Source organism: Aquibium microcysteis (genome assembly GCF_014495845.1).
GTDB lineage: Bacteria > Pseudomonadota > Alphaproteobacteria > Rhizobiales > Rhizobiaceae > Aquibium > Aquibium microcysteis.
Genome location: NZ_CP061080.1, coordinates 3856041 through 3882828, shown reverse-complemented (window position 1 = coordinate 3882828; position 26788 = coordinate 3856041). Strand labels below are relative to the sequence as shown.

Annotated in this window: 23 protein-coding genes; 17 read left to right on the top strand and 6 right to left on the bottom strand. The window is 67.8% G+C overall.

From position 1 onward, the window contains the following. Positions 1–3: 3 nt before the first annotated feature. Complete coding sequence (locus IAI54_RS18075; RefSeq protein ID WP_187968513.1) at positions 4–1470, bottom strand: helix-turn-helix domain-containing protein; 1467 nt, start codon at positions 1468–1470, stop codon at positions 4–6. 200 nt (positions 1471–1670) lie between these two features. Between IAI54_RS18075 and IAI54_RS18070 the strand changes: the two genes are divergently transcribed. The 5 genes from IAI54_RS18070 (at position 1671) to IAI54_RS18050 (ending at position 6782) form a co-directional block, all read left to right on the top strand. Further along, positions 1671–3011: a substrate-binding protein gene (locus tag IAI54_RS18070; RefSeq protein ID WP_187968512.1), complete on the top strand. Its 1341-nt coding sequence runs from the start codon at positions 1671–1673 to the stop codon at positions 3009–3011. Positions 3012–3100: 89 nt separating this feature from the next. Beyond that, complete coding sequence (locus IAI54_RS18065; RefSeq protein ID WP_187968511.1) at positions 3101–4123, top strand: branched-chain amino acid ABC transporter permease; 1023 nt, start codon at positions 3101–3103, stop codon at positions 4121–4123. Between the two features lies 1 nt (position 4124). Next, positions 4125–5258, top strand: a complete 1134-nt coding sequence (locus IAI54_RS18060) for a branched-chain amino acid ABC transporter permease (protein ID WP_187968510.1) — start codon at positions 4125–4127, stop codon at positions 5256–5258. A gap of 13 nt (positions 5259–5271) precedes the next feature. After that, a complete protein-coding gene (locus tag IAI54_RS18055; protein ID WP_187968509.1) occupies positions 5272–6030 on the top strand; it encodes an ABC transporter ATP-binding protein in 759 nt (252 codons plus the stop codon). After that, positions 6030–6782, top strand: a complete 753-nt coding sequence (locus IAI54_RS18050; protein ID WP_187968508.1) for an ABC transporter ATP-binding protein — start codon at positions 6030–6032, stop codon at positions 6780–6782. The genes IAI54_RS18055 and IAI54_RS18050 overlap by 1 nt, the downstream gene beginning before the upstream one ends. A 22-nt stretch (positions 6783–6804) precedes the next feature. Here IAI54_RS18050 and IAI54_RS18045 read toward each other — a convergent pair whose 3' ends face one another. Next, positions 6805–7176 carry a winged helix-turn-helix domain-containing protein gene (locus tag IAI54_RS18045; protein WP_187968507.1) on the bottom strand — a complete coding sequence of 124 codons (372 nt, stop codon included), beginning with the start codon at positions 7174–7176 and terminating at the stop codon, positions 6805–6807. Positions 7177–7223: 47 nt separating this feature from the next. Beyond that, the gene (locus IAI54_RS18040; protein ID WP_187968506.1) at positions 7224–8144 is read right to left on the bottom strand and encodes a LysR family transcriptional regulator; all 921 of its coding nucleotides are present in this window, start codon (positions 8142–8144) and stop codon (positions 7224–7226) included. A gap of 211 nt (positions 8145–8355) precedes the next feature. Here IAI54_RS18040 and IAI54_RS18035 point away from each other — a divergent pair, with 211 nt between their 5' ends. From IAI54_RS18035 to IAI54_RS18010, 6 genes are all read left to right on the top strand, one after another. Beyond that, complete coding sequence (locus tag IAI54_RS18035; RefSeq protein ID WP_235679089.1) at positions 8356–9153, top strand: HAD-IIA family hydrolase; 798 nt, start codon at positions 8356–8358, stop codon at positions 9151–9153. Then, positions 9153–10079, top strand: a complete 927-nt coding sequence (locus tag IAI54_RS18030; protein WP_187968504.1) for an ABC transporter permease — start codon at positions 9153–9155, stop codon at positions 10077–10079. Before IAI54_RS18035 ends, IAI54_RS18030 begins: the two co-directional genes overlap by 1 nt. After that, a complete protein-coding gene (locus tag IAI54_RS18025) occupies positions 10079–10978 on the top strand; it encodes an ABC transporter permease (RefSeq protein WP_187973223.1) in 900 nt (299 codons plus the stop codon). The genes IAI54_RS18030 and IAI54_RS18025 overlap by 1 nt, the downstream gene beginning before the upstream one ends. Before the next feature lie 77 nt (positions 10979–11055). Continuing rightward, positions 11056–12609: an ABC transporter substrate-binding protein gene (locus IAI54_RS18020; RefSeq protein WP_187968503.1), complete on the top strand. Its 1554-nt coding sequence runs from the start codon at positions 11056–11058 to the stop codon at positions 12607–12609. Positions 12610–12685: 76 nt separating this feature from the next. Then, on the top strand, positions 12686–13558 hold the full coding sequence (locus IAI54_RS18015) for a metallophosphoesterase family protein (RefSeq protein WP_187968502.1): 873 nt from the start codon (positions 12686–12688) through the stop codon (positions 13556–13558). Next, the gene (locus IAI54_RS18010) at positions 13555–15267 is read left to right on the top strand and encodes an ABC transporter ATP-binding protein (RefSeq protein WP_187968501.1); all 1713 of its coding nucleotides are present in this window, start codon (positions 13555–13557) and stop codon (positions 15265–15267) included. The genes IAI54_RS18015 and IAI54_RS18010 overlap by 4 nt, the downstream gene beginning before the upstream one ends. A 140-nt stretch (positions 15268–15407) precedes the next feature. Here IAI54_RS18010 and IAI54_RS18005 read toward each other — a convergent pair whose 3' ends face one another. Genes IAI54_RS18005 through IAI54_RS17995 form a run of 3 tightly spaced genes read right to left on the bottom strand, consistent with a single transcriptional unit; the run spans position 15408 to position 19323 of the window. Then, positions 15408–16706 (bottom strand): NAD(P)/FAD-dependent oxidoreductase, encoded by a 1299-nt coding sequence (locus tag IAI54_RS18005; protein WP_187968500.1) that lies wholly within the window; start codon positions 16704–16706, stop codon positions 15408–15410. Between the two features lie 5 nt (positions 16707–16711). After that, positions 16712–18217 (bottom strand): aldehyde dehydrogenase family protein, encoded by a 1506-nt coding sequence (locus tag IAI54_RS18000; protein ID WP_187968499.1) that lies wholly within the window; start codon positions 18215–18217, stop codon positions 16712–16714. After that, positions 18214–19323, bottom strand: coding sequence for a mandelate racemase/muconate lactonizing enzyme family protein (locus IAI54_RS17995; protein WP_187968498.1), 1110 nt, complete (start codon positions 19321–19323; stop codon positions 18214–18216). The genes IAI54_RS18000 and IAI54_RS17995 overlap by 4 nt, the downstream gene beginning before the upstream one ends. A 200-nt stretch (positions 19324–19523) precedes the next feature. Between IAI54_RS17995 and pdxR the strand changes: the two genes are divergently transcribed. From pdxR to IAI54_RS17965, 6 genes are all read left to right on the top strand, one after another. Beyond that, the gene (pdxR, locus tag IAI54_RS17990) at positions 19524–21002 is read left to right on the top strand and encodes a MocR-like pyridoxine biosynthesis transcription factor PdxR (RefSeq protein WP_187968497.1); all 1479 of its coding nucleotides are present in this window, start codon (positions 19524–19526) and stop codon (positions 21000–21002) included. Positions 21003–21067: 65 nt separating this feature from the next. After that, positions 21068–22684, top strand: coding sequence for a GMC family oxidoreductase (locus tag IAI54_RS17985; protein WP_187968496.1), 1617 nt, complete (start codon positions 21068–21070; stop codon positions 22682–22684). 135 nt (positions 22685–22819) lie between these two features. Next, complete coding sequence (locus tag IAI54_RS17980) at positions 22820–23878, top strand: ABC transporter substrate-binding protein (RefSeq protein ID WP_187968495.1); 1059 nt, start codon at positions 22820–22822, stop codon at positions 23876–23878. 97 nt (positions 23879–23975) lie between these two features. Continuing rightward, complete coding sequence (locus tag IAI54_RS17975; protein WP_187968494.1) at positions 23976–25073, top strand: ABC transporter ATP-binding protein; 1098 nt, start codon at positions 23976–23978, stop codon at positions 25071–25073. Then, complete coding sequence (locus IAI54_RS17970) at positions 25070–25966, top strand: ABC transporter permease (protein ID WP_235679088.1); 897 nt, start codon at positions 25070–25072, stop codon at positions 25964–25966. The genes IAI54_RS17975 and IAI54_RS17970 overlap by 4 nt, the downstream gene beginning before the upstream one ends. Beyond that, complete coding sequence (locus tag IAI54_RS17965; protein WP_187968493.1) at positions 25963–26781, top strand: ABC transporter permease; 819 nt, start codon at positions 25963–25965, stop codon at positions 26779–26781. The genes IAI54_RS17970 and IAI54_RS17965 overlap by 4 nt, the downstream gene beginning before the upstream one ends. The last annotated feature ends 7 nt before the right edge of the window (positions 26782–26788 follow it).

Sequence of the window (26788 nt, the reverse complement as noted above, 5' to 3'; positions counted from 1 at the left end):
TGCTCAGGCGATCAGGGGCGCCTCCTGCCTGGCACCGCATTCGAGCCGTGCGCAGAGACGGCAGATGGTGCCGACGGGAACCATGGCGGTCTTCCTGTCCAGCCCGTCCCCGTAGACCACCTGCGCTGCATCGGCGGCCGAACAGGCGAGCATGATGGAGAGGAGGTGGCGCGGTCGTCCAATCACGGCCGGGCTTTTCTCCACCGCACGGGCGAAGAACAGGAACTGCTCGCCCCCGGGCAGTTCGCCGAAGCTGCGGACCGTCGCTCCCGGCGACTGAAAGGCTCCGTAGATCACCCAGAGCGGGCAGGCCGTTCCATAGCGCGGCAGCGGCAGGCCCGACAGCGGCAGGCGCTTGGTCACGAAGCCGGATGGATCGGAGCGCATGTACGCGAAGCGGACGCCCTCGGCGCCCGGCTTGCGCAGCGTGGCGAGGCGATGGGCTGCCTGTTCGTAGGAGACCCCGTACCGGGCGCTCAGCCTGTCGAGATCGTAGCGGCAGGCGCGGGCTGCGCCGAGGAAATCCTCATAGGGCATCAGCACCGCTGCCGTCGCGTAGCTGGTCAGCGCGGAGCGGGCGAGGTCTCGCGACTCGGGCGACGGAAGCGCCGGATGGCTCGAGACGATGCGCCCGATCTCGCCTTCGACGCCCGGTGCGACCATGCTGCGTACGGCCTGAAAGCCGCGGCTCGCGGGGTTCCATATGGCGCCGTCCGTCGCGACCGCCCGGTCGCGCTCCGCCGCGGCGAGGGGCGTCTCGCCAGGACGGAAACCCGCCCGGATCTCCGCCGCGGCCATCTCCAGGGAACCGAAATAGTTGTTGGTCTCGAAGATGAAGGCGTCGACATGCTCCATCGTCGTTGCCGACCGCACACGAATGCCGGTGTCGTCGAAGAAGGCGAGGAGAGATCGGGCTGCGTCGGATAGCTTCGCGCTGTCGGAGGTGACGATCGAAAGAAAGCGGTCGCGGTCGGCCGGGTCGAGCGGTGCCGGCCCCGCCAGAATCTCCGCGGACGATCGAATGGACGTGACGTGGTTGAGGACGCGGTGGACGCTTTCGCCGAGAAAGGGATCGTGATTGAGCCGGTCCGCCAGCGCGAGCACCGACTGCCGCTGGTCCTGATAGGCGCGATAGAGGCGCCGGATCAGCTCGGCCCACCCGGGATCCCGGCCGACCAGTTCCTCGGCGCTGCCGGCCGTCATCGGCGTCTGACCGAGGATCGGGTCGACCACGATCTCGCCGATCTCTTCCGAAAGGCGGCGTTCCGCATCCCCGTCGAGTTCCGAACGGTCAACGTCGAGGGCCTCGGCGATACGGGCGAGGATGGCCGCGGTGGCGCGCCGCTTGTTTCGTTCGATCAGGTTCAGGTAGGGCGCCGAGAGACCCGTGCGACGCGCGAGTTCCGCCTGCGACAGGCCCGCCGACAGGCGGGCGTTCCTGATTTTCCATCCTCTGAGAACGCTGCCCATGGTCGCCGCCTCCCTTCGCAGCCAACATTTTGTAAAACATTATCACACACGGGACTGCAAACGTGCAAACAATTACAAAATTACGTTGTTAAACCAAAGGCTTATTGCCTGCTTTACAAGCGTCCCCGATAGTGTCCCAGGCGCCGCTCGCGTCGCCGCGTCCGTTTCACGTTTCGAAGCGACACCCAGGGAGGACTTCCATGAACTTCGACAAGATGAACCGCCGTTCGTTCCTGCGCAGCAGCGTACTCGCGGGCGCCGGCCTCGCCATGCCCACGATCTTCACCAGCCGCGCCTGGTCGCAGGAATTCTGCAACGCGCCGACGGGCTCCAGCGTGGTGCTCGGCTTCAACGTGCCGCAGACCGGTCCCTATGCCGAAGAAGGCAAGGACCAGCTCAAGGCCTACCAGCTCGCGGTCAAGCACCTCAACGGCGAGGGCGACGGCGGCATGCTCGCCACGTTCAAGGGCTCTGCCCTGAAGGGCAACGGCATTCTCGGCAAGAAGGTCGAGTACGTCACTGGCGATACGCAGACCAAGTCCGACGCCGCACGCGCCTCGGCGACGCGCATGATCGAGCGCGACAAGGCCATCATGATCAGCGGCGGCTCGTCCTCCGGCGTGGCGGTCGCCGTGCAGTCGCTGTGCCAGGACATGGGGGTCATCTTCATGTCGGGCCTCACCCATTCGAACGACACCACCGGCAAGGACAAGAAGGCGAACGGCTTCCGCCACTTCTTCAACGCCTACATGTCCGGCCAGGCGATCGCGCCGGTGCTGGCCGACGCCTATGGCAAGGACCGCCGCGCCTACCACCTCACGGCCGACTACACCTGGGGCTGGACCCAGGAGGAGTCCATCAAGAACGCCACCGAAGCCCTCGGCTGGCAGACCGTCACGGCCGTACGCACGCCGCTCGGCGCCGCCGACTTCTCGCAGTACATCACGCCGGTGCTGAATTCCGGCGCCGACGTGCTGATCCTCAACCACTACGGCAACGACATGGTGAACTCGCTGCGCCAGGCGGTGCAGTTCGGCCTCCGGGACAAGCAGGCGAACGGCAAGAACTTCGAGATCGTCGTCCCGCTCTTCTCGGAACTCATGGCGCAGGGCGCCGGCGACGCCATCAAGGGCATCTACGGCACCGCCAACTGGGACTGGCAGCTCGACAATGACGGGACGAAGGCCTTCACCAAGTCGTTCGGCGAGGAATACGGCACGCCGCCCTCGCAGGCCGCGCAGACCGGCTACGTGCAGGCGCTACTCTACGCCAATGCCTGCGAGATGGCCGGCACCTTCAATCCCGAAGGTGTGGTAAAGGCGCTCGAGGGCTTCGAGTTCGACGGTCTCGGCAACGGCCCGACCCTCTACCGCGCCGCCGATCACCAGTGCTTCAAGCCGGTGCTCGTCGTGCAGGGCAAGGAGAACCCGCGCGACAAGTACGACCTGCTCCAGGTCGTCAAGGAAGTGCCGACCGACGTGGTGACCTACGATCCGTCGATCTTCGGCGGCGAACTCGGCCCCGTCTCCAGCAAGTGCTGAACCGCTGAACGCAGGCGGCCGGCCGGTCAGGCCGGCCGCCTGCGGACGGCGCGCAGCCTCTCCCTCTCCCCGCACGGGGCGGAAAGATCATGGACCAATTCGTTCTGCAACTGCTCAACGGCCTCGACAAGGGCGCCGCCTATGCGCTCATCGCGCTCGGCCTGACGCTGGTCTTCGGCACGCTCGGAGTCGTCAATTTCGCGCATGGCGCGCTGTTCATGATCGGCGCCTTCTGCGCCGTCGTCTTCAGCCGCCTGCTCCAGCTCGAGACCGTGACCGTCGATCCCGAGAAGCTCACGCCCTGGGGCTCGCCGATGGAGATCCGCACGCCGCTCGTCCAGGCCTGGCTCGGCGATTTCGGCGCCTTCCTCGTCCAGTGGTCGGTGCCGCTGTCGATCCTGTTCGCGATACCCGTGATGCTGCTGATCGGCATCGCCATGGAGCGCGGCCTGATCCGCTTCTTCTACCGTCGATCGCATGCCGAGCAGATCCTGGTGACCTTCGGCCTCGCCATCGTGCTGCAGGAGATCGTCAAGGCGAATTTCGGCGCCAACCCGATCCCGGTCGCGACTCCGCCGGCGCTCTCGGGCAGCGCCGACGTCGGCTCGTGGATCGGCCTCGGCAGCATCTACTATCCGTGGTGGCGGCTGATCTATCTCGGCTTCGCGGTCGTCGTCGTCGGCCTCGTGATCTCCTTCCTCCGCTTCACCACCTACGGGATGGTCGTGCGCGCGGGCATGGAGGACCGGCAGACGGTCGGCTTCCTCGGAATCGACATCCAGCGGCGGTTCACGGTGGTGTTCGCCATCGCCGCGGTCGTGGCGGGCGTCGCGGGGGTCATGTACACGCCGATCGTGCCGCCCAACTACAACATCGGCATGGACTTCCTCGTCCTGTCCTTCGTCGTCGTGGTGGTGGGCGGCATGGGGTCGGTGTCGGGCGCCGTGCTGGCAGGTTTCCTGCTCGGTATCCTGCAGTCCTTCGCGGCCATGAACGAGATCAAGAACATCATCCCGGGGATCGACCAGGTCATCATCTATCTGGTCGCGGTGATCGTGCTGCTGACGATGCCGCGCGGTCTCCTCGGGCGCAAGGGCGTGATGGAGCGCTGAGATGGCGATACTTCGCAACGACCTCGTCCGGCTGGCACTCTTCGCGCTCGTCGTGCTGACCATGCCGGTCTGGCTCGCGCCCATCGGCGCGGCCTATCCCGACCTGATGCAGAAGATCGCGATCTACGGGATCTTCGCCATCGGCTTCAACATCCTCTTCGGCATGACCGGCTACCTGTCCTTCGGCCATGCCGCCTTTCTCGGCGTCGGTTCCTACGCCGCCGTCTGGTCGTTCAAGCTCCTGACGATGAGCGTCATCCCGGCCGTGCTCTTCGCGGTGGTCGTGGCGGGGCTCTTCGCAGCCGCGATCGGCTTCGTCAGCCTGCGCCGGTCGGGGATCTACTTCTCCATCCTCACGCTCGCCTTCGCGCAGATGTCCTACAATCTCGCCTATTCGGTGCTGACGCCGATCACCAACGGCGAGACCGGCCTGCAGCTCGCGCTCGACGACCCGCGCTACCTCGACGCCGCGTTCGCGACCGCGGGGCCGGGCATCCCCCCGCCCAACCTCTTCGGCGAGCAGCTCGGCGGGCTGAGCGGCTTCTTCTTCTGCGCCGTCCTTCTCATTCTCGGCTTCTACCTCGCGATGCGGATCGACCGGTCGCCCTTCGGGATGATGCTCAAGGCCATCAAGTCCAACCAGACCCGGATGGCCTATACGGGTTTCAACACCCGGCCCTACACGCTCGCCGCCTTCATCATCTCGGGCATGTATGCGGGGCTCGCGGGCGGGTTGCTCGCCGCGACCGATCCGCTCGCGGGCGCGGAGCGCATGCAGTGGACCGCATCGGGCGAAGTCGTGCTGATGACCATCCTCGGCGGCGTCGGCACGCTGGTCGGCCCGGTCGTCGGCGCCGGCGTCATCAAGTACTTCGAGAACATCTTCTCGGCCTTCCACGAGGCCAAGCTGCACGAGGCCTTCTCCTTCCTGCCTGACGGGCTCGAAGACTTCCTCGTCACCATCACCGCACCCTTCGTCGGGGAGGGCTGGCACCTGACGCTCGGTGTCGTGTTCATGCTGATCGTCATCTTCCTCCCGGGCGGCCTGATGGAAGGCGTGCGCAAGATCAGAAACGCCTTCAACCGCAAGCCGGCCGGTCGGGAAGAGACCGGCAGGCTCGCTCCGGCAGAATGAGGACGGAACCCTGATGGCAAACGCTGTTCTTCACGTCGCCGACGTCCACAAGAGCTTCGGCGGGCTGAGAGCCCTGTCCGACATCGACCTCCAGGTGATGGAGGGGACGACTCATGCCATCATCGGTCCGAACGGCGCGGGCAAGTCGACCCTGCTCAACGTCTGTATCGGCCGGATCGCGCCCGACACCGGTGCGGTCGTCTTCGACGGTCAGGTCATCACGGGCAAGCAGCCGCACGAGATCAACCAGATGGGCGTGGTGCGGGTGTTCCAGACGCCGGAGATCTTTCCCGATCTCTCGCTCCTGCACAATGTGATGGTTCCCGCCTTCGCCAAGCGGGACGGCTCGTTCCGCCTCAACGCCCTGCAGGCGACGTCGCGCCAGACGGCGATCCGAGAGGAGGCCGAGCACTGGCTGGAGGATGTCGGACTCTACAAGCAGCGCGACACGCTCGCCGCCAGCCTGTCGCGCGGCGACAAGCGCCGGCTGGAACTGGCGATGGGGCTCGTCCAGCACCCGCGCCTGCTGCTGCTCGACGAGCCGACCGCCGGCATGTCGCGGCACGATACCAATTCCACCATCGATCTCCTGCGCAAGTTCAAGGAGCGCGGCATGACCAAGGTGATCATCGAGCACGACATGCACGTCGTGTTCTCGCTCGCCGACCGCGTCACCGTCCTCGCCCAGGGCCGGATCATCGCCGACGGCAAGCCGGACGAGGTCCGCGGCAATCCGGTCGTCCAGGAAGCCTATCTCGGGGGAGCGCACTGATGAACGCCATGACCATGCCGGCTCCGGCGGCCGCCGCGACCGGTGCCCGCCCCTTCTTCAGCGTTCGAGACATCCACGCCTATTATGGCGAGAGCTACATCGTTCAGGGCGTCAGCTTCGACGTCCAGGAGGGGGACATCGTCGCGTTGCTGGGACGCAACGGTGCCGGCAAGACCTCGACGCTGCGGACGCTGGCGCGTGCGCTCGATCCGCAGCTGAAGAGCGGCGAGATCTGGCTCAACGGCGAGGCGATCCACAAGCTGCGCGATTTTCAGGCGGCGGGGAAGGGCATCCAGCTCGTCCAGGAGGACCGGCGCATCATTCCCGGCCTGACCGTGGAGGAAAACCTGAAGCTGGCGCAGATCGCCGAGCCGAAGGGATGGTCGATCGAGAAGATCTACGATCATTTCCCGCGCCTGGCCGAACGCCGCCGTCAGGACGGCGTGACGCTCTCCGGCGGCGAGCAGCAGATGCTGGCGGTGGCCCGCGCGCTCGCCCGCGACCTCAAGCTGCTTCTGCTCGACGAACCCTATGAGGGGCTCGCTCCGGTCATCGTCCAGGAGATCGAGCGCATCGTCGAGCAGATCAAGGCGCTCGGCATCACCACCATCATCGTCGAGCAGAACGCGGTGGCCGCGCTCGAACTGGCAAACCGGGCGCTGATCCTCGACATGGGACAGATCGTCTTCGACGGCACGGCGCAGGCGGTGCTCGACAATGTCGAGCTGCGCAACGAATACCTGGCGATCTGAGCCGGACGAGCGGGTCCGCGCGTCAGCCTTTGTCGGGGGAAGCGCGCAGCATGGCCTGCAGTTCCGCGAGGCCGCTTTCGCCCGAGGCGGCGGCATTGGCCTCGAACCGGCGGTAGAGTCCGAGCACCCGCCTGCCTGTTCCGGTCAGCACCGCGCCGCCGCCGTGCGGGCCGCCGCGCGTGCTTTCGACCAGCGGTTCGCGAAACATGGCGTTCAGAGTCTCCACCAGCATCCAGGCGCGCTTGTAGCTCATGCCCATCTCGCGGCCGGCCGCCGAAATGGAACCGGTGCTTTCGATCCGTTCGAGGAGATCGGCCTTGCCGGGGCCGATCATCTCGCCCTCTCCGAAGACGATGCGAATCCTGACGGCGGGTTGCTGTGCGGCGCTCTTCATGCCGCCATCTTCGACCGCCGGAACCGTCCCGACAAGCCGCCCGACGGTCAGAAAGCGGCCGCCTCGGGCAGGCCCTTCGCCGCCATCTCGGCCCGGACCGCACCGGCGAAGACCCTGGCGGCGGCGAAGAAGGCTTCGGTCACCTGTCCGGCGTCGTCCCGCGGCGAAAACACCACCTCGTCGTAGAGACGTTCCATCTCGCGCACCGGGATGCGCCGGATCGCATCCGTCCGGCCGGTGCCTTCGCGCCACATGAAGCCGACGCCGATGCCGTTGGCGACCGCCTCGTAGACGCCGTCGCGCGTGTCGAGGGTGAGCAGCGGGACGGGGTTCAATCCCGCTGCGCTGAACGCCCGATCCACGACACGCTGGGTCGAGGATCCCCGTGTGCGAAAGACGAGCGGTGCGGCGATCAGCTGCTCGCAGGTCAGAAACGCCTCCGTCGCCAGTTCGCTGTCGGCGTTGACGATCGCGACGACCTGCTGGCGCACCAGCAGTTCGCGCCGGAAGCGTCCGTCGTCCGGCAGGTTCGGCAGCACGCCGACGTCGACGCGGCGGGTGATGACGGCGGTGGTGATCTCTTCGAAGGAGCCGGTCTGCACCGAGATCGACACCGACGGGTGGCGCCTGTTGAACAGCGCGATCAGCGCCATGCCGGGCATCGAATTGCCGAGCCCGACCGACAGATGGCCGTCGGCGAGCGCGTTGCGGCGGGTGAGGATGCGGGTCGCCGCGCTTTCCGCCTCCGTCAACCGCTCCGCCACGTCGCAGAGTTCCAGGCACAGGGGCGTCGGGTGCAGCGCCCCGTTGCGGCGCAGGAACAGGCGCACGCCGAACTTCTCCTCGATCCCCTTCACATGCTGGGAGACCGCCGGCTGGGAGATCCCGAGCAGACGCGCCGCTGCGGCGAAGGAACCCGATGCGGCGACGGCGTTCACGGCGCGGATGCGGGTGGGCGAAACGGACAAGGAAAATCTCCCTCGGCACAAGCGTGGCTTTGATCGAACCCAAGTCTAGCTGTCGTCTGTAAAGCCTGTGTCACAGAGAAGGCCCAGTTTGCAGATGCAGCGGGCGACGTGCCGGCTGCTCAACAGACCCGGGGCGGACGGGACGAACCCGACGCGGCGCGCTTGCGCCGACGGACGGTTTCGTCGTGCCCGCCGGCAGCGGAGCCGACACGTGACCGACGAGACGATCAGGATAGGAGACATCGCACAGGCGTCCGTCGATGGATGCGCCGCGATCTTCTGCGACCTCGACGGATGCCTCGTTTCGGGCGGACATGTCTATCCCAACGTCCGGGACTTCGTCACCCGCCATTCCGACCGCCTCTGGATCGTGTCGAACAATTCGTCCGACACCGCCGATACGCTGTCGGCGCGGATGCGCTTGCTCGGGCTTGAGGTCGGTGCGGGCCGCATCCTGCTCGCCGGGGAGCAGGCGGTGCGGCGGATCGCGGCGCGGCGGCCGGGTGCGGCCGTCCTGGTCTATGCCGAGGCGCCGATCCGCGATCTCGCCCGATCGCTCGGGTTGCGGATCGAGACCCGCAGGCCCGACTTCGTGCTTCTGGCACGCGATCCCGGCTTCAGTGTTCGTGACCTCGCCCGGCTGATCGACGAGGTCCAGGACGGCGCGCGCCTCGTCGTCACCAACGTCGACACCGTACATCCCGACGACCGGGGCCGACCGGTTCCCGAGACCGGAGCGATCGTCGCGGCGGTCCGGGCCTGCGTTCCGTCGATCCGCTTCACCAGCATCGGCAAGCCGGCGCCGGACCTGGTCGAACTCGGGCTCCGGCTCAGCGGCGCTATACCCGCCGCCTGCGTCTTCATCGGCGACAATGCGGGCACCGACGGGGTCGCGGCTTCGGCGGCGGGCGTCCGCTTCGTCCATCTGCGGCGCATGACCGCGAACGGACCGCCGGCTGCCGGTGCGCTGGCGATGCCGGACGCGGCCGCCGCCGGGGGATCGATCTGATGCTGCGCCACGTCGCCCGCACGCTCGTCAAGATGGTCGTCACGCTGTTCGTGATCGTGACGCTGGTCTTCTTCGCCACGCGCCTCTCGGGCGATCCGATCGATTACGTTGTGGGGCAGGGGATCACGCAGGAGGACCGGGAGCTTCTGACGCGCTACTACGGTCTCGATGCGTCGATATGGGAGCAGTACGTCCGCTTTCTCGGCTCCTTCGTCGACGGCCAGTTCGGCCTGTCCTTCGTCGAGCGGCGGCCGGTGGCCGACATCGTCGCGGAACGCCTCTGGCCCTCGCTGCAGCTGCTCCTGTCGGGCGTCGGCCTCACCATCCTCGTCGCCGTCCCGCTCGGCATCCTCGCGGCGATCCACAGGAGCAACTGGATCGGCAGCACGGTGATGACCATCGCCTTTATCGGCTATGCGGTGCCGAACTTCGTGCTCGCCGTCTTCATGGTGCTGGTCTTCGCCTTCACGCTGAACTGGCTGCCCGTGGTCGGCAATGCGACGCCGTGGCACTTCATCATGCCCACCATCACGCTCGCCGCCGGGCTGATCGCGGCGCTGACACGCTTCACGCGCAACGCCATGCTCGACGTGCTCAGCCAGGACTTCATGCGCACTGCCCGAGCCAAGGGCCTGCCCGAAGCCGTCGTCATCCTGAAGCACGGCTTCTCCAATGCCTCGATCACCATCCTGTCGGTGCTCGGGTTGCAGATCGCGGGACTGGCTGCGGCCGGCAACGTCGTCGTCGAGGCGATCTTCGCCTGGCCCGGCATCGGCGACCTGCTCGTCAACGCGGCGATCCTGCGCGACTTCCCGGTGCTGCAGTTCGCCGTGCTCGCGGTCGCCTTCGCGGTGGTCATCGTCAACGGGGCGATCGACATGGCCTATGCCTATGCCGATCCCCGCATCCGGCTGGGGAGGGCATGATGGCCGAGGCAGCGATCGGAACGACCGAGGTCGGCTCCCGTCTCCTTTCAGGCCCACGGCGGGTCTGGGCGGAAGCGAACGGAATCCAGCGCGCGGCGATCATCGTCGCCGTGCTCCTGCTGATCGTGGCGGCCTTCGCATCGGTCATCGCGCCGCACGAGCCGACCGCGCAGAGCCTGATCGCGCGGCTGCGCCCGCCGCTCGGTTTCGAGCGCTACAAGGACGGCTATCTGCTCGGGACCGATGAACTCGGCCGCGACGTGCTTTCGCGCTCGCTCCATGGCCTGCAGCTCACGCTGATCCTCGCGGCCCTCGGCGCCACCATCGGCCTCCTGCTCGGCGGAACGCTCGGCCTCGTCTCGGGCATCGCCGGCGGGATCGTCGACGACGTGATCATGGGCGCGGTCGACGCCCAGATCGCCATTCCCTTCACCCTCATCGCGCTCCTGACGCTGGCGATCTTCGGCTCTTCCATAGAGGTCATGGTGCTGGTGCTCGGCCTCTACGGCTGGGAGCACTATGCCCGCATCCTGCGCGGCGAGGTCCGGCGGCTGATGGCGATGCCTTTCATCGAGGCGGCGCGCGCGGCCGGCGCATCGGGCACCCGGATCGCATTCCGGCACGTGCTGCCCAACGCGGTCTCGCCGCTCGTCGTCCAGTTCACCCTGTCGATCTCCAACATCGTGCTCCTCGAATCGACTCTCTCGTTCCTCGGCATGGGCGTGCAGCCGCCGACGGCGACGCTCGGATCGATGGTCGGCATCGGCCGCGACTACCTGCCGACGGCGCCGTGGATCGTGATCGTGCCGGCCGTGACCATCCTCCTCGTCACCTTCGCCGTCCAGATCCTCGGCGACTGGCTGCGCGACCGGGCCGACGTGCGGCTGCGCGGCAGATGACCCGCTTCCCCTTCAAGAAGAAGAGGCCTTCGAGGCCCGCCGATCCCACACCCAACCGTCCTTTCAGGAGGCATGACATGACCAGGTTCCTTGCGACGACCGCAATCGCCACCGTGCTCGCGGGCTCGGCCTTCGCCGTCGAACTGACCGTCGGCGCGGCCAACGTGACCGGCTTCATCGATCCGGGCCGCGACCATTCCAACGTCGGGTCGCAGTTCTACTACAACAGCTTCGACACGCTGGTGGAGAAGAACTACGACAAGCTCCAGGGCGAGTTCCGCCCCGGACTCGCCACCGAGTGGCGGCTCGTCGAGCCGACCGTGATGGAGTTGAAGCTTCGCCAGGGCGTGACCTTCCACAACGGCGAGGCGATGACCGCCGCCGACGTGGTGTTCTCGCTCAACCGCATGTACCAGGCGACCTTCCCGCCCTACCAGGTGCGGGCCCGCGACCGTCTCGCCAATTTCGACAAGGCCGAGAAGATCGACGACTACACGGTGCGCATCCACGCCAAGCGCGAGGAGCCGCTGTGGGAGACGCTGCTCAACCTGCAGCAGGTGATGATCATTCCGGAAGAGTACACCAAGGGCCTCACCGGTGATCCCAAGGTGGCGGAGAACGACGATTTCGAAGCCTTCTCGCTGAAGCCGGTGGGCACCGGCCCCTATGCGATCACCCAGCTCGTTCCCGGCGAGACACTGGTCTGGGAGCGCTTCGACGGCTTCTGGGGCGAAAAGGCGCCGCTGGACAAGGTGACCGTGAAGCACATGCCCGAGACCGCCTCGCGCATCACGGCGCTGAAGACCGGCGAGGCCGACCTCGTCACCAACATCGCACCCGACCAGCTGTCGCTGATCGAGTCCGATCCGGCGCTCAAGGCCGCCGGCTCGGCCACCGCGCTGTTCCACGTCATGATCATGAACGTGAACAATCCGGTTCTGAAGGACCCGCGCATCCGCCAGGCGATGAGCCTCGCCGTCGACCGCGACACGCTCAATGAGGCGCTGTGGCTCGGCAAGGCGATCGTGCCGTCGACCCACACGATGGAGGAGTTCGGCGAACTCTACATGCCGGAGCTGACGACCTTCGAATATGACCCCGAGAAGGCGAAGCAGCTGCTCCAGGAGGCGGGCTACAAGGGCGAGGAGATCGTCTACACGAGCTTCCCGACCTACTACACCAACGGCCTGCTCGCCGCGCAGGCGATCGTCGAGATGTGGAAGGAGGTCGGCATCAACGGCAAGGTCAACGTGGTCGACAAGTGGACCGGCGGAGATGCCGACATGATGGCCCGCAACTGGTCGAACCCGATGTATTTCGCCGACCCGTTCGGATCATTCGGCGTGATGTGGGCGCCCAACGGGCCGTCCGAATCGGAAGGCCGCTTCAACACCGATGCGGCCTATGCGGAGAGCTGGGAGCGCTTCCGCTTCTCCAAGGACGTCGAGGCGCGCAGGGCGGCCTATGCCGAACTGATGGAACGCATCCGTCAGGATCCGCCCGTGCTGCCGCTCTACCGGCCGTTCGAGTCCTGGGCGATGAACAAGAACGTCAACTGGGCGCCGAAGCCCGGCCACATCCCCTACGTGCTCGATTTCCGTGCCGGTTCGATCTCCTTCGCGACGAACTGACGCCCGTCATCGAAGCGCCGCCGGCCCGTGCCGGCGGCGTCCTCCACTTGTCCAGCCGAGAAACGGAACCAAACCCATGTCCGTCCGCATCTGCGTCGTAGCCGACATCCACCACGGAAAACCGTCCGCCACGAAGCGCGGCGATGCCGCGCTGTCCCTGATGGCGGAATTCGCCCGCTTCACCGGCGATGCCCGCCCCGATCTGGTGCTCGACCTCGGCGACCGGATCTCCGACGAGAACCGGGAGACCGATCTCGTCCTCCAGAAGGAGGTGGCCGACGCGTTCCGCCCGGTCGCGGCGCCGATCCACCACATCAACGGCAACCACGACCGCGACCACCTCGACGTCGTGGACAACGAGACCATCCTCGGCCAGCCGATGAAGTCGATGACGCTCGACGTCGGCGGCTGGCGCATCGCGCTGTGGCGCGCGGACGCGAAGATCCATCGCGATCCGGCGAACCAGGGATTCGTCCTGCGCGAGGAAGACCTCCTGTGGCTGTCGCGCACCGCGCAGGCCGCCGACCGGCCGCTCCTCGTCGTCAGCCACGTGCCGATCTCGGGCCACGCCCAGACCGGCAACTATTACTTCGAGCGCAATCCGTCGGTCGCCACCTATCCGATGGCCGAGCGCGCGCGCGCGGCGCTGGCCCAGGCCCGCGTGCCGGTCGTCTGTCTCGCCGGCCACGTCCACTGGAACACGATCACCACGGTCGACGGCATCACCCACCTGACGCAGCAGTCGCTGACCGAGAGCTTCACCACGCAGGGAGAGCCGGCCGGCGCGATGGGGCTGCTCGAACTGGGAGAGACCGTGAACTGGCAGGTCACCGGTCGCGATCCCATCGCCTTCGGCTTCGCGCCATCGGCGACGCGGTGGACGCCGCCGCTGCCCGTCTTCGCCGATCACCCCGAGATCGGAGCGCGAATGCGGAGGGCGGCTTCGTGACGCCGCTCCTGTCCGTCCGCAACCTCAGGGTCGGCTTCGGCCAGACGGAGGCGGTGCGCGACCTCTCCTTCGACGTGCCGAAGGGCGCGACCCTGGCGCTGGTCGGCGAATCGGGCTCGGGCAAGTCCGCCACCGCGCTGTCGATCCTGCGGCTGATCGAGCGCGAGGGCGGGCGCATCGCCGGCGGCACCATCACGCTGCACGAGGACGACGGCCCCGTCGACATCACCGCGCTCGACGACCGGCATTTGCGGGGGCTGCGCGGCAACCGCATCTCGATGGTCTTCCAGGAGCCGATGACCTCGCTCAATCCGGTGCTGACGGTGGGCAATCAGGTCGCCGAGGTGTTCGTCCGCCATCGCGCGATGGACGGCAAGCAAGCCCTGGCGGCCGCACGGGACGCCCTCGACGGTGTCCGGATTCCGGAACCACAGCGCCGGCTGTCGCAGTATCCGCACGAGCTCTCCGGCGGGCTGCGCCAGCGCGTGATGATCGCCATGGCGCTGGCCTGCCGGCCGAAGCTGCTGATCGCCGACGAGCCGACCACGGCGCTCGACGTCACCACCCAGGCGGAGATCCTGACCCTGATCCGCGAGCTGCAGGCCGAGATCGGGATGGCGGTCCTGTTCATCACGCACGACATGGGCGTGGTGGCCGAGATCGCCGACCGGATCGTGGTCCTGCGCGAGGGACGGAAAGTCGAGGAAGGCACGGTCGCCGAGGTCTTCCGCGCGCCGAAACATGCCTATTCGCAGCAACTGATGGCGGCGACCCCGAAACTGGGGGCTGGTTCGCCGGCCGCGCCGGCGGGGGGCTCGAAGCTTCTGGACGTTCGCGACCTCACCACGCGCTTTTCGATTCGCAGCGGCTTCCTTGCCGGACGGCGCAGCATCGAAGCGGTGCGCGGCGTCTCGCTCAGCCTCGGCAGGGCCGAGACGCTCGGCCTCGTGGGCGAATCCGGTTGCGGCAAGTCCACGCTGGCGCGTTCGATCCTGCGGCTGATCGAGCCGTCGAGCGGCGCCATCCTGCTCGACGGCCAGGACGTGATGCGGGCGGACCGCTCCTCCCTTCGCACCATGCGCCGGCACGCGCAGATGATCTTCCAGGATCCCTATGCCAGCCTCAACCCGCGTCTGCCGGTGCACGATCTCGTCACCGAACCGGCGCGGATCCACGGTGTCGTGTCGGCGCGCGACCAGCGCGGCCTCGCCGCGCAGCTGCTGCGCTCGGTCGGGCTGGGGGAGGATGCCGTGGACCGCTTTCCGCACCAGTTTTCCGGCGGCCAGCGCCAGCGGCTCTGCATCGCGCGTGCGCTGTCGGTGAAGCCGAAGCTCATCGTCGCCGATGAGCCGGTCTCGGCGCTCGACGTCTCGATCGCCCGCCAGGTCACAGACCTGATGCTCGACCTGCAGCGGCGCGAAGGCATCTCGTTCCTGTTCATCAGCCACGACATCGCCGTCGTCGAGCGCGTCAGCCACCGCATCGCCGTCATGCACCGCGGCGAGATCGTCGAGACGGGGCCATCTCAATCGGTGCTGCGCGATCCGCGCCATGCCTACACCCGCCGGCTGCTCGCCTCGGTGCCTCGCCCCGATCCGTCGGGCCGGCGCAGGGCATCGGAGCCCGTCCCGGCCGTTCCCCAAGCGCGGCCGGAAACGCGCCTCCTCGAAGCGGCTCCGGGCCATTTCGTCCGGGACAGCGCGGCGTAGCATCGGATCCGCTGCGCCGCGGCGCGGTCGAGCCCCTGCTGCCGCGCCGGCCGAGGCGCCGACCCTTCACGAAGGACCTCGTGTCGGCGTTCGGAGAGCGACGAATGGTCCGCCCCGCCGGGCGGACCGTTCTCCCGGCCTCAGCTTCGCGCGTCGAGCCAGCGATAGTATCGCACCGAGGCCGCGAGGAACCAGGGGTTGCCGGTGTAGAGCGGTCGGGTCTGGAAGCGCGCGGCGTCGAAGCCGGTGCGACCTTCCTTCAGGCCCAGCACCTTCTGGCCAGTGCGCATGCCGAGATAGCTCGCCATCGAGACGCCCGAGCCGCAATAGCCCATGGCGTAGTGCATGCCGTCATGGCTGCCGGTGTGGGCCAGCGTGTCGAAAGTGTAGCCGACAAAGCCCATCCAGGAATGGCTGATGCGGGTCTTTTCGAGCTGCGGGAAGAGCCTCGCCATCTCGGCACGCAGCAGCGGGCCGCTGACGCGCGGGTCGGTCTCGGCGTGGCTGACGCGACCGCCGAAGATCATGCGCGTGCCGTCGGGCGACAGGCGGTAGTAATAGACCACCTTGCGGGTGTCGGAGACGATGCGATCCCGGGGGATGACCGCCTGCATGGTCTCGCGCGGCATCGGTTCTGTGGCGATCACGTAGCTGCCGATCGGGATCACCCTGCGCCGCAGCCAGGGGGTCACGGCGCCGGTGTAGCCATTGGTGGCGATCACCACCTCCCGCGCAGCGATCCGGCCGCGCGGCGTGACGACGACGAAGCCCTTGCCGTCGCGCTCTATGCCGGTGGCCGGACAGCGCTCGGCGAGGGCCACGCCCGCCGCGCGGACGCGGGCGAGCAGGCCGGCATGGTAGCGGCCGGGATCCAGCACGGCGTGGCGCTTGAGCACGATGCCGCCGTGATAGGCGTCGGTGCCGATCTCGGCGTGCTGTTCGGCGCGCGGAACGACGTCGAACTCCACCTCGAGGCCGGGCGTCTGCTGCTTCGCGTCACGGGCCATGACCTCGAAGGCGTTCGGCGAATGTGCCGCATGGAAGCGGCCGCAGACGGCGAAGCCGCAGTCGATGCCTTCGTCCCTGGTGAAGTCGCCGATCCAGCGCAGCGCCTCGCGTCCATCCATCAGGATCGCGCGTGCGGTGTCGGGCCCGTGCCGCTTCGACAGTTCGGCGAAGGAGGGCTTGACGCTGGTGCTGATCTGGCCGCCGTTGCGGGTGCTGCAACCTTCGCCGACGCGGTCCTTCTCCAGGACGAGCGTCGACCGCCCGCCGCGCGCGGTCACCAGCGCGGCGTTGAGGCCGGTGTAGCCGGAGCCGACCACCAGCACGTCGACGCTCTTCGGCAGCGCCGTTTCGGGCAGGTCGGGGCGTGGCGAGGCCTCCCACCAGTAGGGATCGGTCTTGAAGTCCGGGGTGAAGGTTTCGACTGCGGCCATGGCGGTCACCGGCCGGACGACACGCGCGCGGCGACGCTCTTCAGCTTCATGTAGGTGCGGACGGCGTCGACGCCCTTCTCCCGGCCGAAGCCCGACATCCTGTTGCCGCCGAAGGGAAGCGCGATCCCGCCGGCGAAATACTCGTTGATGTAGACCTGACCGGCGTCGATCCGGCGGGCGAGATCGTGCGCGGCCGAAAAGTCGCGCGTGTAGACGCCGGCCACCAGCGCGAAGCGGGTCGAATTCGCCACCGCGAGCGCTTCCTCGGCATCCTCCACCACCTGCACCGCCAGCACGGGACCGAAGATCTCCTCCTGCGCGATCGGATCGTCGACCGGAACGCGGTCGATGATGGTCGGCTCGTAGAACCAGCCGAGACCGGTCGCCGGGTCCGTCACGGCGTGCCCGCCGGTGGCGATTTCGAGACCTCGCGCGCGGGCGCCATCGACGAAGGCCGCGATCCTGGCGCGCTGCTCGGCGGAGGTGATCGGTCCCATGTCGGGGCGGCGCAAGCCGTGGCCGATGCGGATCGCGCGGGCACGGGCGACCAGCCGTTCGAGCATGTCGGCGTGGACCGCGCGCTCGACCACGAGACGCGAGCCGGCCGAACAGATCTGGCCGGCATTCTCGAAGATCGCGCCGATCACGCCGTCCACCGCGGCATCGAGATCGGTGTCGTGCAGCACGACCACCGGCGACTTGCCGCCGAGCTCCGGCAGCACGCTGGTGACGTTGCGCGCCGCGGCCCGCATGACCTCGATGCCCGTCGCGGTGGAACCGGTGAACGTGACCTGGCGAACCAGCGGATGGGCGACCAGCGGCGCGCCGGTTTCGACGCCCGTTCCGGTCACGACGTTGAGCACGCCCGCCGGCAGGCCGGCCTGCATCAGGATCTCGGCCAGCATCAAGGCCGTCAGCGGCGTCTGCTCGGCCGGTCTGGCGACGACCGTGCAGCCGGCGGCGAGCGCCGGCGCGATGCCGCGCGCGAAGGTCGACAACGGATAGTTCCAGGGAATGATGTGGGCGGTAACGCCGATCGGTTCCCAGCTCGTGTAGCCGAGATGGTCCGGACCGAGCGGAAGGGTGCGGCCCTCCAGCTTGTCAGGAAGACCGGAATAGTACTCGAAGCAGCGTGCCGCGCCCTGCACGTCGCCTTCGGCTTCCTGCAGCGGCTTGCCGCTGTCCAGCGTTTCGGCGAAGGCGAGCCGCGGGCCGGCCTCGCGGATCAGGATGGCGGCGCGGGCGAGCACGGCGCCGCGCGCGGCAGGCGACACGCGGCTCCAGGCGCCCTTCAGCGCGGCATCAGCGCTGCGCACCGCGCGGTCCACGTCTCCGGCGTCGCCGGACGCAAACCTGTGAAAGGGCTGGCCCGTGCCGGGGTCGAGGCTCTCCATCGTCCGGCCGGACGCCGACGGGCTCCATTCGCCGCCGATGAAGTGTCTCGCCGGCAGTCCTTCGACCCCGCCGCCGGCCCGGTAGCGCGCGACGAGCGTTTCGAGTTCCTCGGTCATGCGTCCAGCCTGCTTGCCTGATAGGTGGCGTTTTCGAGCCATTCGGGGGAGATCTCCAGCCCCCAGCCCGGCGCGTCGGAGATGCGGACCCGACCGTCCTCGACCCGGTAGGGATCGTTCCGGAACAAGCCCTGCTCCCAGGGATAGTAGTCCTCGCCCTCGATGGAAAGTTCCAGGTATTTGCCGGCGTTCGGGATGGCGGCGAGGTAGTGCATGGTGAAGATCGTCACCATGCTGCGGTTGGCGGCGTGCGGCGTCACCGGCATGTCCGCGGCAGCCGCCATCGCGGCCAGCCGCATCGACCGCGCCATTCCGCCCAGATAGAGGATGTCGGGCTGGACGATGTCGACGACGCGGTCGCGGATGATCTGCTTCCAGACCGAGAACTCGCAGTCCTGCTCGCCGCCGGTGACGTCGATGTCGAGCGTTTCGGTGACTTCCCGCGTCTGTTCCAGTTCCCAGTAGGGGCAGGGTTCCTCGTAGTGCACCATGCCATGTGCCTCCATCAGCCGGCCCACCTCGATGGCGCGGGCCGGGGAATAGCAGCTGTTGGCGTCGGCGAGCAGGTCGACCCCGTCGCCCAGCGCGCGGCGGATCGTCGGGATGATCTCCTCCGTCCGTCCGGGCCACTCGTCGGCATTGCGCCCGACCTCTGCGCCGACGCGGAACTTGAAGGCGTCGAAGCCGTGCTCGCCCTGCAGCCTGCGAAAGCGTTCGGCCTCGTCGGCCGGCGTGATGTCGCGCTTCATCGACGAGGCGTAGGCGCGCAGCGTGGTGGGCTTGCCGCCGAGGAGTTCGACGACCGGCTTGCCGGCCAGCTTGCCGCGCAGGTCCCACAGCGCGGTGTCGAAGCCGCCCATGGCGCGGCGCAGATGCGAGCCCGGGAACTTGTGCTCGCGCTCGCCCACGAGGTCCATCAGGTCGTCGAGGTCGCAGTCCACCTCGGTGCCAAGCACCCAGGGTGCGACCTGCCGGTGCAGGACGAGCGCGGAGAGGTCGGCATGGTAGGGGGCGATCTGGCCCCAGCCGGTCGAGCCGTCTTCCGCGGTTACCCTGACGAAGGCCACGTAGGGGCTGGAAAAGCTCTCTAAGATCTTGATCTTCATATGAAATGATCCACGCAACCTGTCATGCCCGAAATGGGGGACGGCGCGACGCTCCCGGCCGCGCCGCAGCATCGTTCGCCTTGGCGTCCCGAACTATTCCGTTCATATTGGTCTGCCGATAAGAGCCACTTTGAATATTCTGGAGGGCCATTTGAGACCGTTCCGTTCGATCGCGCATCGACATTCCGTGTGGTGAAGGCATGAAATATGCCGGGGGCGCCCTTCTGCCCACGCTGCGTGTCGACCGCGAGTCCGGGCGGCCGATCGCCGTCCAACTCGTCAGCGCGATCCGCGAACTCGTCCTGTCGGGGGTTCTCGCGCCGGGGCAGCGGCTGCCGTCCAGCCGCACCTTCGCGCACGATCAGGGCATTTCGCGCACAACGGCCATCAGCGTGTACGAGTCGCTGACGGCCGAAGGACTGCTCGTCTCGCGCGTCGGCTCCGGCTCCTATGTCAGCGACGTGCTGAAGGCGAAGGCAGTCCAGCCGGACAGTGCAGGCGACGTCAAGCAGCCGACAAGGCTGGCAAGCCTGGCGAGCCGCGCGTCGGAGCAGTTCTTTCCCCGCCTCTCGCATCCCACGAAGCCGCGACCCTTCGTGACGGGGCTGCCCGCGCTGGACATGTTCCCGATGCCGCTGTGGGCCAAGCTGACGGCACGCCACTGGCGTTCCGCCCGCGGCCACATGCTGGGCTATCCGGAGCCGGGCGGGTTGCGCGAACTGCGCCAGGCCATCGCCGCGCACCTGCGCGCCAACAGGGGCATCGTCTGCGACCCGGAGGAGGTGTTCATCGTCAACGGGGCACAGGAGGCGTTCAACCGGATCGGCAGCACGCTGCTCGATCCCGGCGACGCGGTCTGGTTCGAGAATCCGGGAGCGATCGGCGCGCGCAACAGCCTGCTGGCCTGCGGCGCGAAGCTGGTGCCGGTGCCGGTGGACGACGAGGGCGTCGACGTCGCCGCCGGGCTGGCGACCGAGCCGAACTTCCGGCTCGCCTTCGTCACGCCGTCGCACCAGCATCCGCTGGGGGCGGTGATGAGCCTGCAGCGGCGCTTCGAACTGCTCCAGGCGGCAGACCGGGCCGATGCCTGGATCGTCGAGGACGACTACGACGGCGAGTTCTACTATTCCGGCCACCCGCCCCCGACGTTGAAGAGCGTCGATACCGCCGGACGGGTGATCTATGTCGGCACCTTCTCGAAATCGCTGTTCCCAGCCCTGCGCATCGCCTTCATGGTGGTGAGCGCGCCGCTGTCGGACGTGTTCGCCCGCATCGCCGGTGCCGCATTCCAGGGCGCCTCCACGATGCTGCAGTCGGTGGTCGCGAGCTTCATCGAGGAAGGGCACTTCGCCAGCCACATCCGGCGCATGCGCAAGGTCTACACGGAGCGGCACGAGGTGCTTGTCGAGGCGGCCGCGCGCCGGCTCGCGGGCGCGGTGGCGGTCAAGCGTACCGAAAGCGGCATCCAGACGGTGGGCCATCTGCTGACCGCCCATGACGAGGCGTCGGTGGCCGAGGCTGCTGCTGCGCGCAACGTCATCGTCGCACCGCTGGCCCGCTTCTGCATCGCGCCGGTGGCGGCGAAGGGCTTCGCCATCGGCTTCAGCACCTCGCCGCCGTCCGAGATCCGTGCGGGCGTCGAGCGCCTCGCCGAGGCGATCGACTCGCTCGGGGCGTGAATGGTCTCGTCGCGTTTCCAGAATGGCCGCTGCGCAGGCGGCGCCCGACGCCGTAGAACCATGGGATGGACAGCTACGACTTCGTCATCGTCGGCGCCGGTTCGGCCGGCTGCGTGCTCGCGAACCGCCTCACGGAAAGCGGGCGCCACCGCGTTCTTGTGCTGGAGGCCGGCGGCAGCGACCGCAATTTCTGGGTCCGTATGCCGATCGGCTACGGCAAGACCTTCCACCACCCGACGCTGAACTGGCGCTATGTCAGCGAGCCGGTTCCCGGGCTCGGCGACCGCGAGACCTACTGGCCGCGCGGGAAGGTGCTCGGCGGGTCGAGCGCCATCAACGCCATGGTCTTCATCCGCGGCCAGCGCGAGGATTACGAGTCCTGGGAGGCGTCGGGAAATCCCGGCTGGGGGTGGCGCGGCGTCGGCGACATCTTCCGGCGGATGGAGGACAATCTGGCCGGCGAGGACGAGCATCGCGGCAGGGGAGGGCCGCTCGCGGTCACCGGCATCGCCGGCTCGGAACATCCGACCTGTGATGCCTTCATCGCGGCCTGCGAAGCGGTGGGAATTCCCCGCAACGCCGATTTCAACGGCGCCACGCAGGAAGGCGCTGGTCTCTACCAGATCACCACGCGAAACGGCTTTCGCGCTTCGTCGGCCTCGGCCTTCCTTCGTCCGGCGATGCGGCGACCGAACCTGCGGGTCGTCACGCATGCGCACGTGACGCGCATTCTCTTCGAGGGGCGGCGCGCGGGGGGCGTGGAGTACCGGATCGGCGACCGGATCCACCGCGCCTCGGCCGGCCGCGAGGTGATCCTGTCGGCCGGCGCGGTCAGTTCCCCGCACCTCCTGCAACTGTCGGGCGTCGGGGCTGGCACCCTGCTCCAGTCCCGGGGCGTCGCGGTGGTGCAGGCGCTGGCCGGCGTCGGCGAGAACCTGCAGGACCATCTCTGCATCGACCATGTCTACCGCGCCAACAGGCCGACGCTGAACTCCGTGCTGCGGCCCTGGTGGGGACGCCTCGCCGTCGGACTGCGATATGTGCTGACGCGGACCGGCCCTCTGTCGCTCAGCGTCAACCAGGCAGGCGGCTTCTTCCGCTCCGATCCGTCGCGGCCGCGGCCCAACATGCAGCTCTACTTCTCGCCGCTCAGCTACACCCGGACGACGCCGGGCAAGCGGCAGCTGATGCTGCCGGACCAGGAACCCGGCTTCCTGCTCGGCGTCTCCAACTGCCATCCGAAGAGCCGGGGCCACGTGCGGCTGCGCTCGTCGGATCCCTTCGCCGCGCCGTCGATCCAGCCCAACTATCTCGCCGAACGCGCGGACGTGGACGAACTGCTCGACGGCGCCGTCATGCTGCGGCGGATCGCGGCCGCCGGCCATCTGGCGGAGATCATCGAGCGCGAGCTGTGGCCCGGACCGGAAGTGGTCGCCCGCGCCGCGCTGGAGGCGGATCTGCGCGCACGGGCGGGCTCGGTGTTCCATGCGAGCGGGACGTGCCGGATGGGTCCGGACCCGGCGCGCGACGTCGTCGATGCGCGGCTGAGGGTGCACGGTCTCGGCGGCCTGCGCGTCGTCGACGCGTCGATTTTTCCTCTCCTGCCCTCCGGCAACATCAACGGCCCGGCCATGATGACGGGCTGGAAGGCCGCCGACCTGATCCTCGCCGACCATGGCTGAACGGCTCGAGGGCCAAGTGGTCTGCCCGCCAATTCAGAATGGCACTGGAATGGCGACCAAATTAACTCAGACTGATGCTACGGTCCTGCGAAGCCCAAGAGCCGCAAGCGGCCGAAACGACAATGGGAGAGTGACATGCTTGAGCGGAAACTGCTGAACTGCACCGTCGCGCTCGCGGCCCTGCACGCTGCGACCGTGTTCGCGCTGCCGGCGCTGGCGGAGGAGATCACGGTCGTGTCCTTTGGCGGCGCCTACCAGGAGGCGCAGAGCAAGGCGCTGTTCCAGCCCGCAGCCAAGGCGATGGGCATCACCGTGCGCGAGGAGACCTATGGCGGCATCGCCGACCTGCGCCTGCAGGTGAAATCCGGCGCCGTCACCTGGGACGTGGTCGCCAGCGGATCCGGAAGTGCGGCGCGTGCCGGCGCCGAGGGCATCCTGGAGCCGCTCGACTATTCGGTGATCGACGTATCGACCTTCCAGAAGGGCCTCTACCAGGACTTCTGCGTCGGCGGCGACGTGTTCTCGACCGTGCTCGCCTGGAACACCAAGACCTACGGCGACAACGGCCCGCAGAACTGGGCGGACTTCTGGAACGTCGAGAAGTTCCCCGGCAAGCGCGCCTACCGCAACTCGGTTGCCGGGGCGCTCGAGCCCGCGCTGATGGCCGACGGGGTGCCGGCCGATCAGGTGTACGAGGTGCTTTCGACGCCGGAGGGCCTCAAGCGCGCGCTGGACAAGATCCGCGAACTGAAGCCGCACATCGCGGTGTGGTGGTCCTCGGGCGCCCAGCATGCCCAGCTGATGGTCGACGGCGAGGTCGACATGGTGACCGGGTGGAACGGCCGTTTCGACGTGGCCGCCAAGAACGGCGCGGCGGTCAAGTACACCTTCAACCAGGCGCTGCTCGACTACGACTGCTACGCCATCGCCAAGGGCGCGCCGAACAAGGATCTGGCCATGAAATTCCTGGCCGAGATCTCGAAGCCGGAATATCAGGCCGACTTCACCAACTACATCACCTACGGCCCGACCAACGTGAAGGCCTACGAACTCGGCCTGATCAAGGACGACTACGCGCGCCTGCTGCCGTCGCATCCCGACAACGCGGCCAAGCAGCTGCCCATCGACCTGCAGTGGTACATCAAGAACGAAGCGGAGGCTTCCGCGGCCTACCAGGACATGCTGACCGAGTGACGTCGGGCGATTTCACGACACCATAGTCCGAAGGCGGTGCCGCTTGCGACATCGCCTTCGCAGTTCCAGCAGAATGTGACCGGGGCGGACAACGGGCATGAACCGGGGCGGCGCACTTCCGATCAGCGTCAACAAGGTCACGAAGACCTACGGCCGCTTCCACGCGCTCGACAGCGTGGACCTCGATGTCAGGAGCGGCGAGTTCCTGACCCTGCTCGGCCCCTCCGGCTCGGGCAAGACCACGCTGCTGATGGTGCTTGCCGGCTTCAACCGGCCGGATTCCGGCAGCGTCCTGTTCGGCGACCGAGAGGTCGTGCGGCTCGCGCCCCACAAGCGCGACGTCGGCATGGTGTTCCAGAGCTACGCGCTGTTTCCGCACATGGACGTGGCCGGCAATATCGGCTTTCCGCTGCGCCTGCGGGGCGTCGCCAGGGGCGAGATCGCTCGGCGGGTGGAGCAGGCGCTGGAGACGGTGAAGCTCGGCGGCTACGGTTCGCGCCGCATCGAGCAGCTGTCGGGCGGCCAGCGCCAGCGCGTGGCGCTGGCACGCGCCATCGTCTTCGAGCCGCGCATCCTCCTGATGGACGAGCCGCTGTCGGCGCTGGACAAGCAGTTGCGCGAGCACATGCAGGTCGAGCTCCGGCAACTGCACGAGAAGCTCGGCATGACGACTGTCTACGTCACCCATGACCAGCGCGAGGCGTTGACGATGTCGGACCGCATCGCGGTGATCGACAAGGGCCGGATCATGCAGCTCGACACGCCGCGCCGCATCTACGAACGACCCTCCTGCCGCTTCGTGGCCGAGTTCGTCGGCGAATCCGCGTTCCTTCCGGTGGCGGTTTCGCAGGGCATCGCCACGCTCGACGGCGCGCCGTTGAAGCTCGGCGATGGCGTCGAGGCACCGGATGGCGCCATGTTCCTGATGGTGCGGCCCGAGAAGCTGCGCATCCTCCCGGGCGGGCAGCAGAGCGGACCCGACGTCAACGTGCTCGCCGGCCGCGTCGCCCGCTTCATCTATCAGGGTGAGAGCTTCGTGCTCGACGTCGACCTGCCGTCGGGCAAGGCGGTCAGCGTCCGCGGCATGACGTCGAGCGCGGCGATGGCCTCGCTGCCGCAGACCGGCGATCCCGTGCAACTGGCGCTCGATCGCGGGGACACCTTCCTGGTTCCGCTGGAGGAGAACCCGGCGTGAACGGCATCCCGACCACGCAGGCGCCGAATGCCGCGCTGCTTCACCGCGACGGGGTTCGCGAGCACTGGACGCTGTTCAGCCTCGGCCTGCCGGCCCTGCTGCTCGTCTTCGTCATGCTCGTCGTGCCGATCGGCTGGCTGTTCTGGCTGTCCTTCCTGTCGGATGCAGGCGCGTTCAGCCTCGAGCATTATCGCCGCCTGGCCAGCCAGGCCTCCTATGCGCGGATCTTCCGCACCACCTTCGAAGTCAGCCTCATCACCACCGGGCTGTGCGTCCTGCTCGGCTATCCGCTCGCCTACCTGCTCGCACAGCTGCCGCGGCGGATCGCTGCGCTGTGCATGATCGCGGTGCTCCTGCCGTTCTGGACGTCGGTGCTGGTGCGCACCTACGCCTGGCTGGTGCTGCTGCAGCGCCAGGGCATCGTCAATGACTGGGGCATGGGCCTCGGCCTGTGGCAGGAACCGCTGCCTCTGGTGCACAACCTCGCCGGGACGCTGATCGGCATGACGCACATCATGCTGCCCTACCTGATCCTGCCGCTCTACGGCTCCATGCGCGCGATCGACGGCGACTATCTCAAGGCTGCGGCCAATCTCGGCGCCTCGCCGAGCCGGGCCTTCTGGTCGGTCTATCTGCCGCTGTCTCTTCCCGGGCTGGTGGCCGGCGCGACCATCGTCTTCATCCTGTGCCTCGGCTTCTACATCACGCCGGCGCTGCTCGGCGGCGGGCGCGTCATCCTCGTGTCGATGCGCATCGCCACCGACATCGAACTGTTCTTCAACTGGGGGGCGGCCAGCGCACTCGGCGTCGTCCTGCTCGTGCTCACCGTGGCACTCCTCTTCGCCGCTTCGCGGCTTGTCGGCTTCGACCGGCTGGCAGGAGGCGCGAAATGACAGGCTGGCTCTCCCGTCCCGCCTCCGAGACCCAGATCACGCACGGCCGGAGGCTGTGGCTCTATGCCGTCGGCGGCGCGGTCATGCTGTTCCTGGTCCTCCCCTCCCTGATCGTCATCCCGATGTCCTTCTCGGACTCGCAATATCTCAGCTTCCCGCCGCCGGCCTGGTCGCTGCGCTGGTACGAGAATTACTTCGGTTCGCTCGAATGGATGCAGGCCACCTGGACGTCGCTGAAGGCCGGCCTGCTGACGATGCTGGTGGCGACGCCGCTCGGCACGCTCGCCGCCTACGGGCTGCACGTCTCGCGCACCCGCCTCGGCGGCCTCGCCATGCTGGTTCTGGCGATGCCCATCATGATGCCGCTGATCCTGATCGGCATCGGCGTCTTCAACGTCTACGTCCAGTTCGGCCTGCTCAACACGCTGGCGGGCGTCGTGATTGCCCATTCCATGCTGGCGCTGCCGCTGGTCGTGCTCGTCGTCGCCTCCGGACTGAAGAGCTACGACATGAACCAGGAGCGCGCCGCCTGCAGCCTCGGCGCGTCCCGGCCGCGCGCCTTCCTGCTGGTCACGCTGCCGCAGATCCGCTTTTCCGTGGTCACGGCGGCACTGCTGGCCTTCCTCACTTCCTTCGACGAGGTGATCGTGGCGCTGTTCGTCTCGGGCGGCCAGAACTCGACGCTGACGCGCAACATGTTCCTCGCGCTGCGGGACCAGATCGACCCGACGATCGCGGCCATCTCGACGGTAATGATCGTCCTGACGTCGCTGCTGCTCGCCCTGTCGCAACTGTTCGGACGCTCCGATCGATGATTGCATT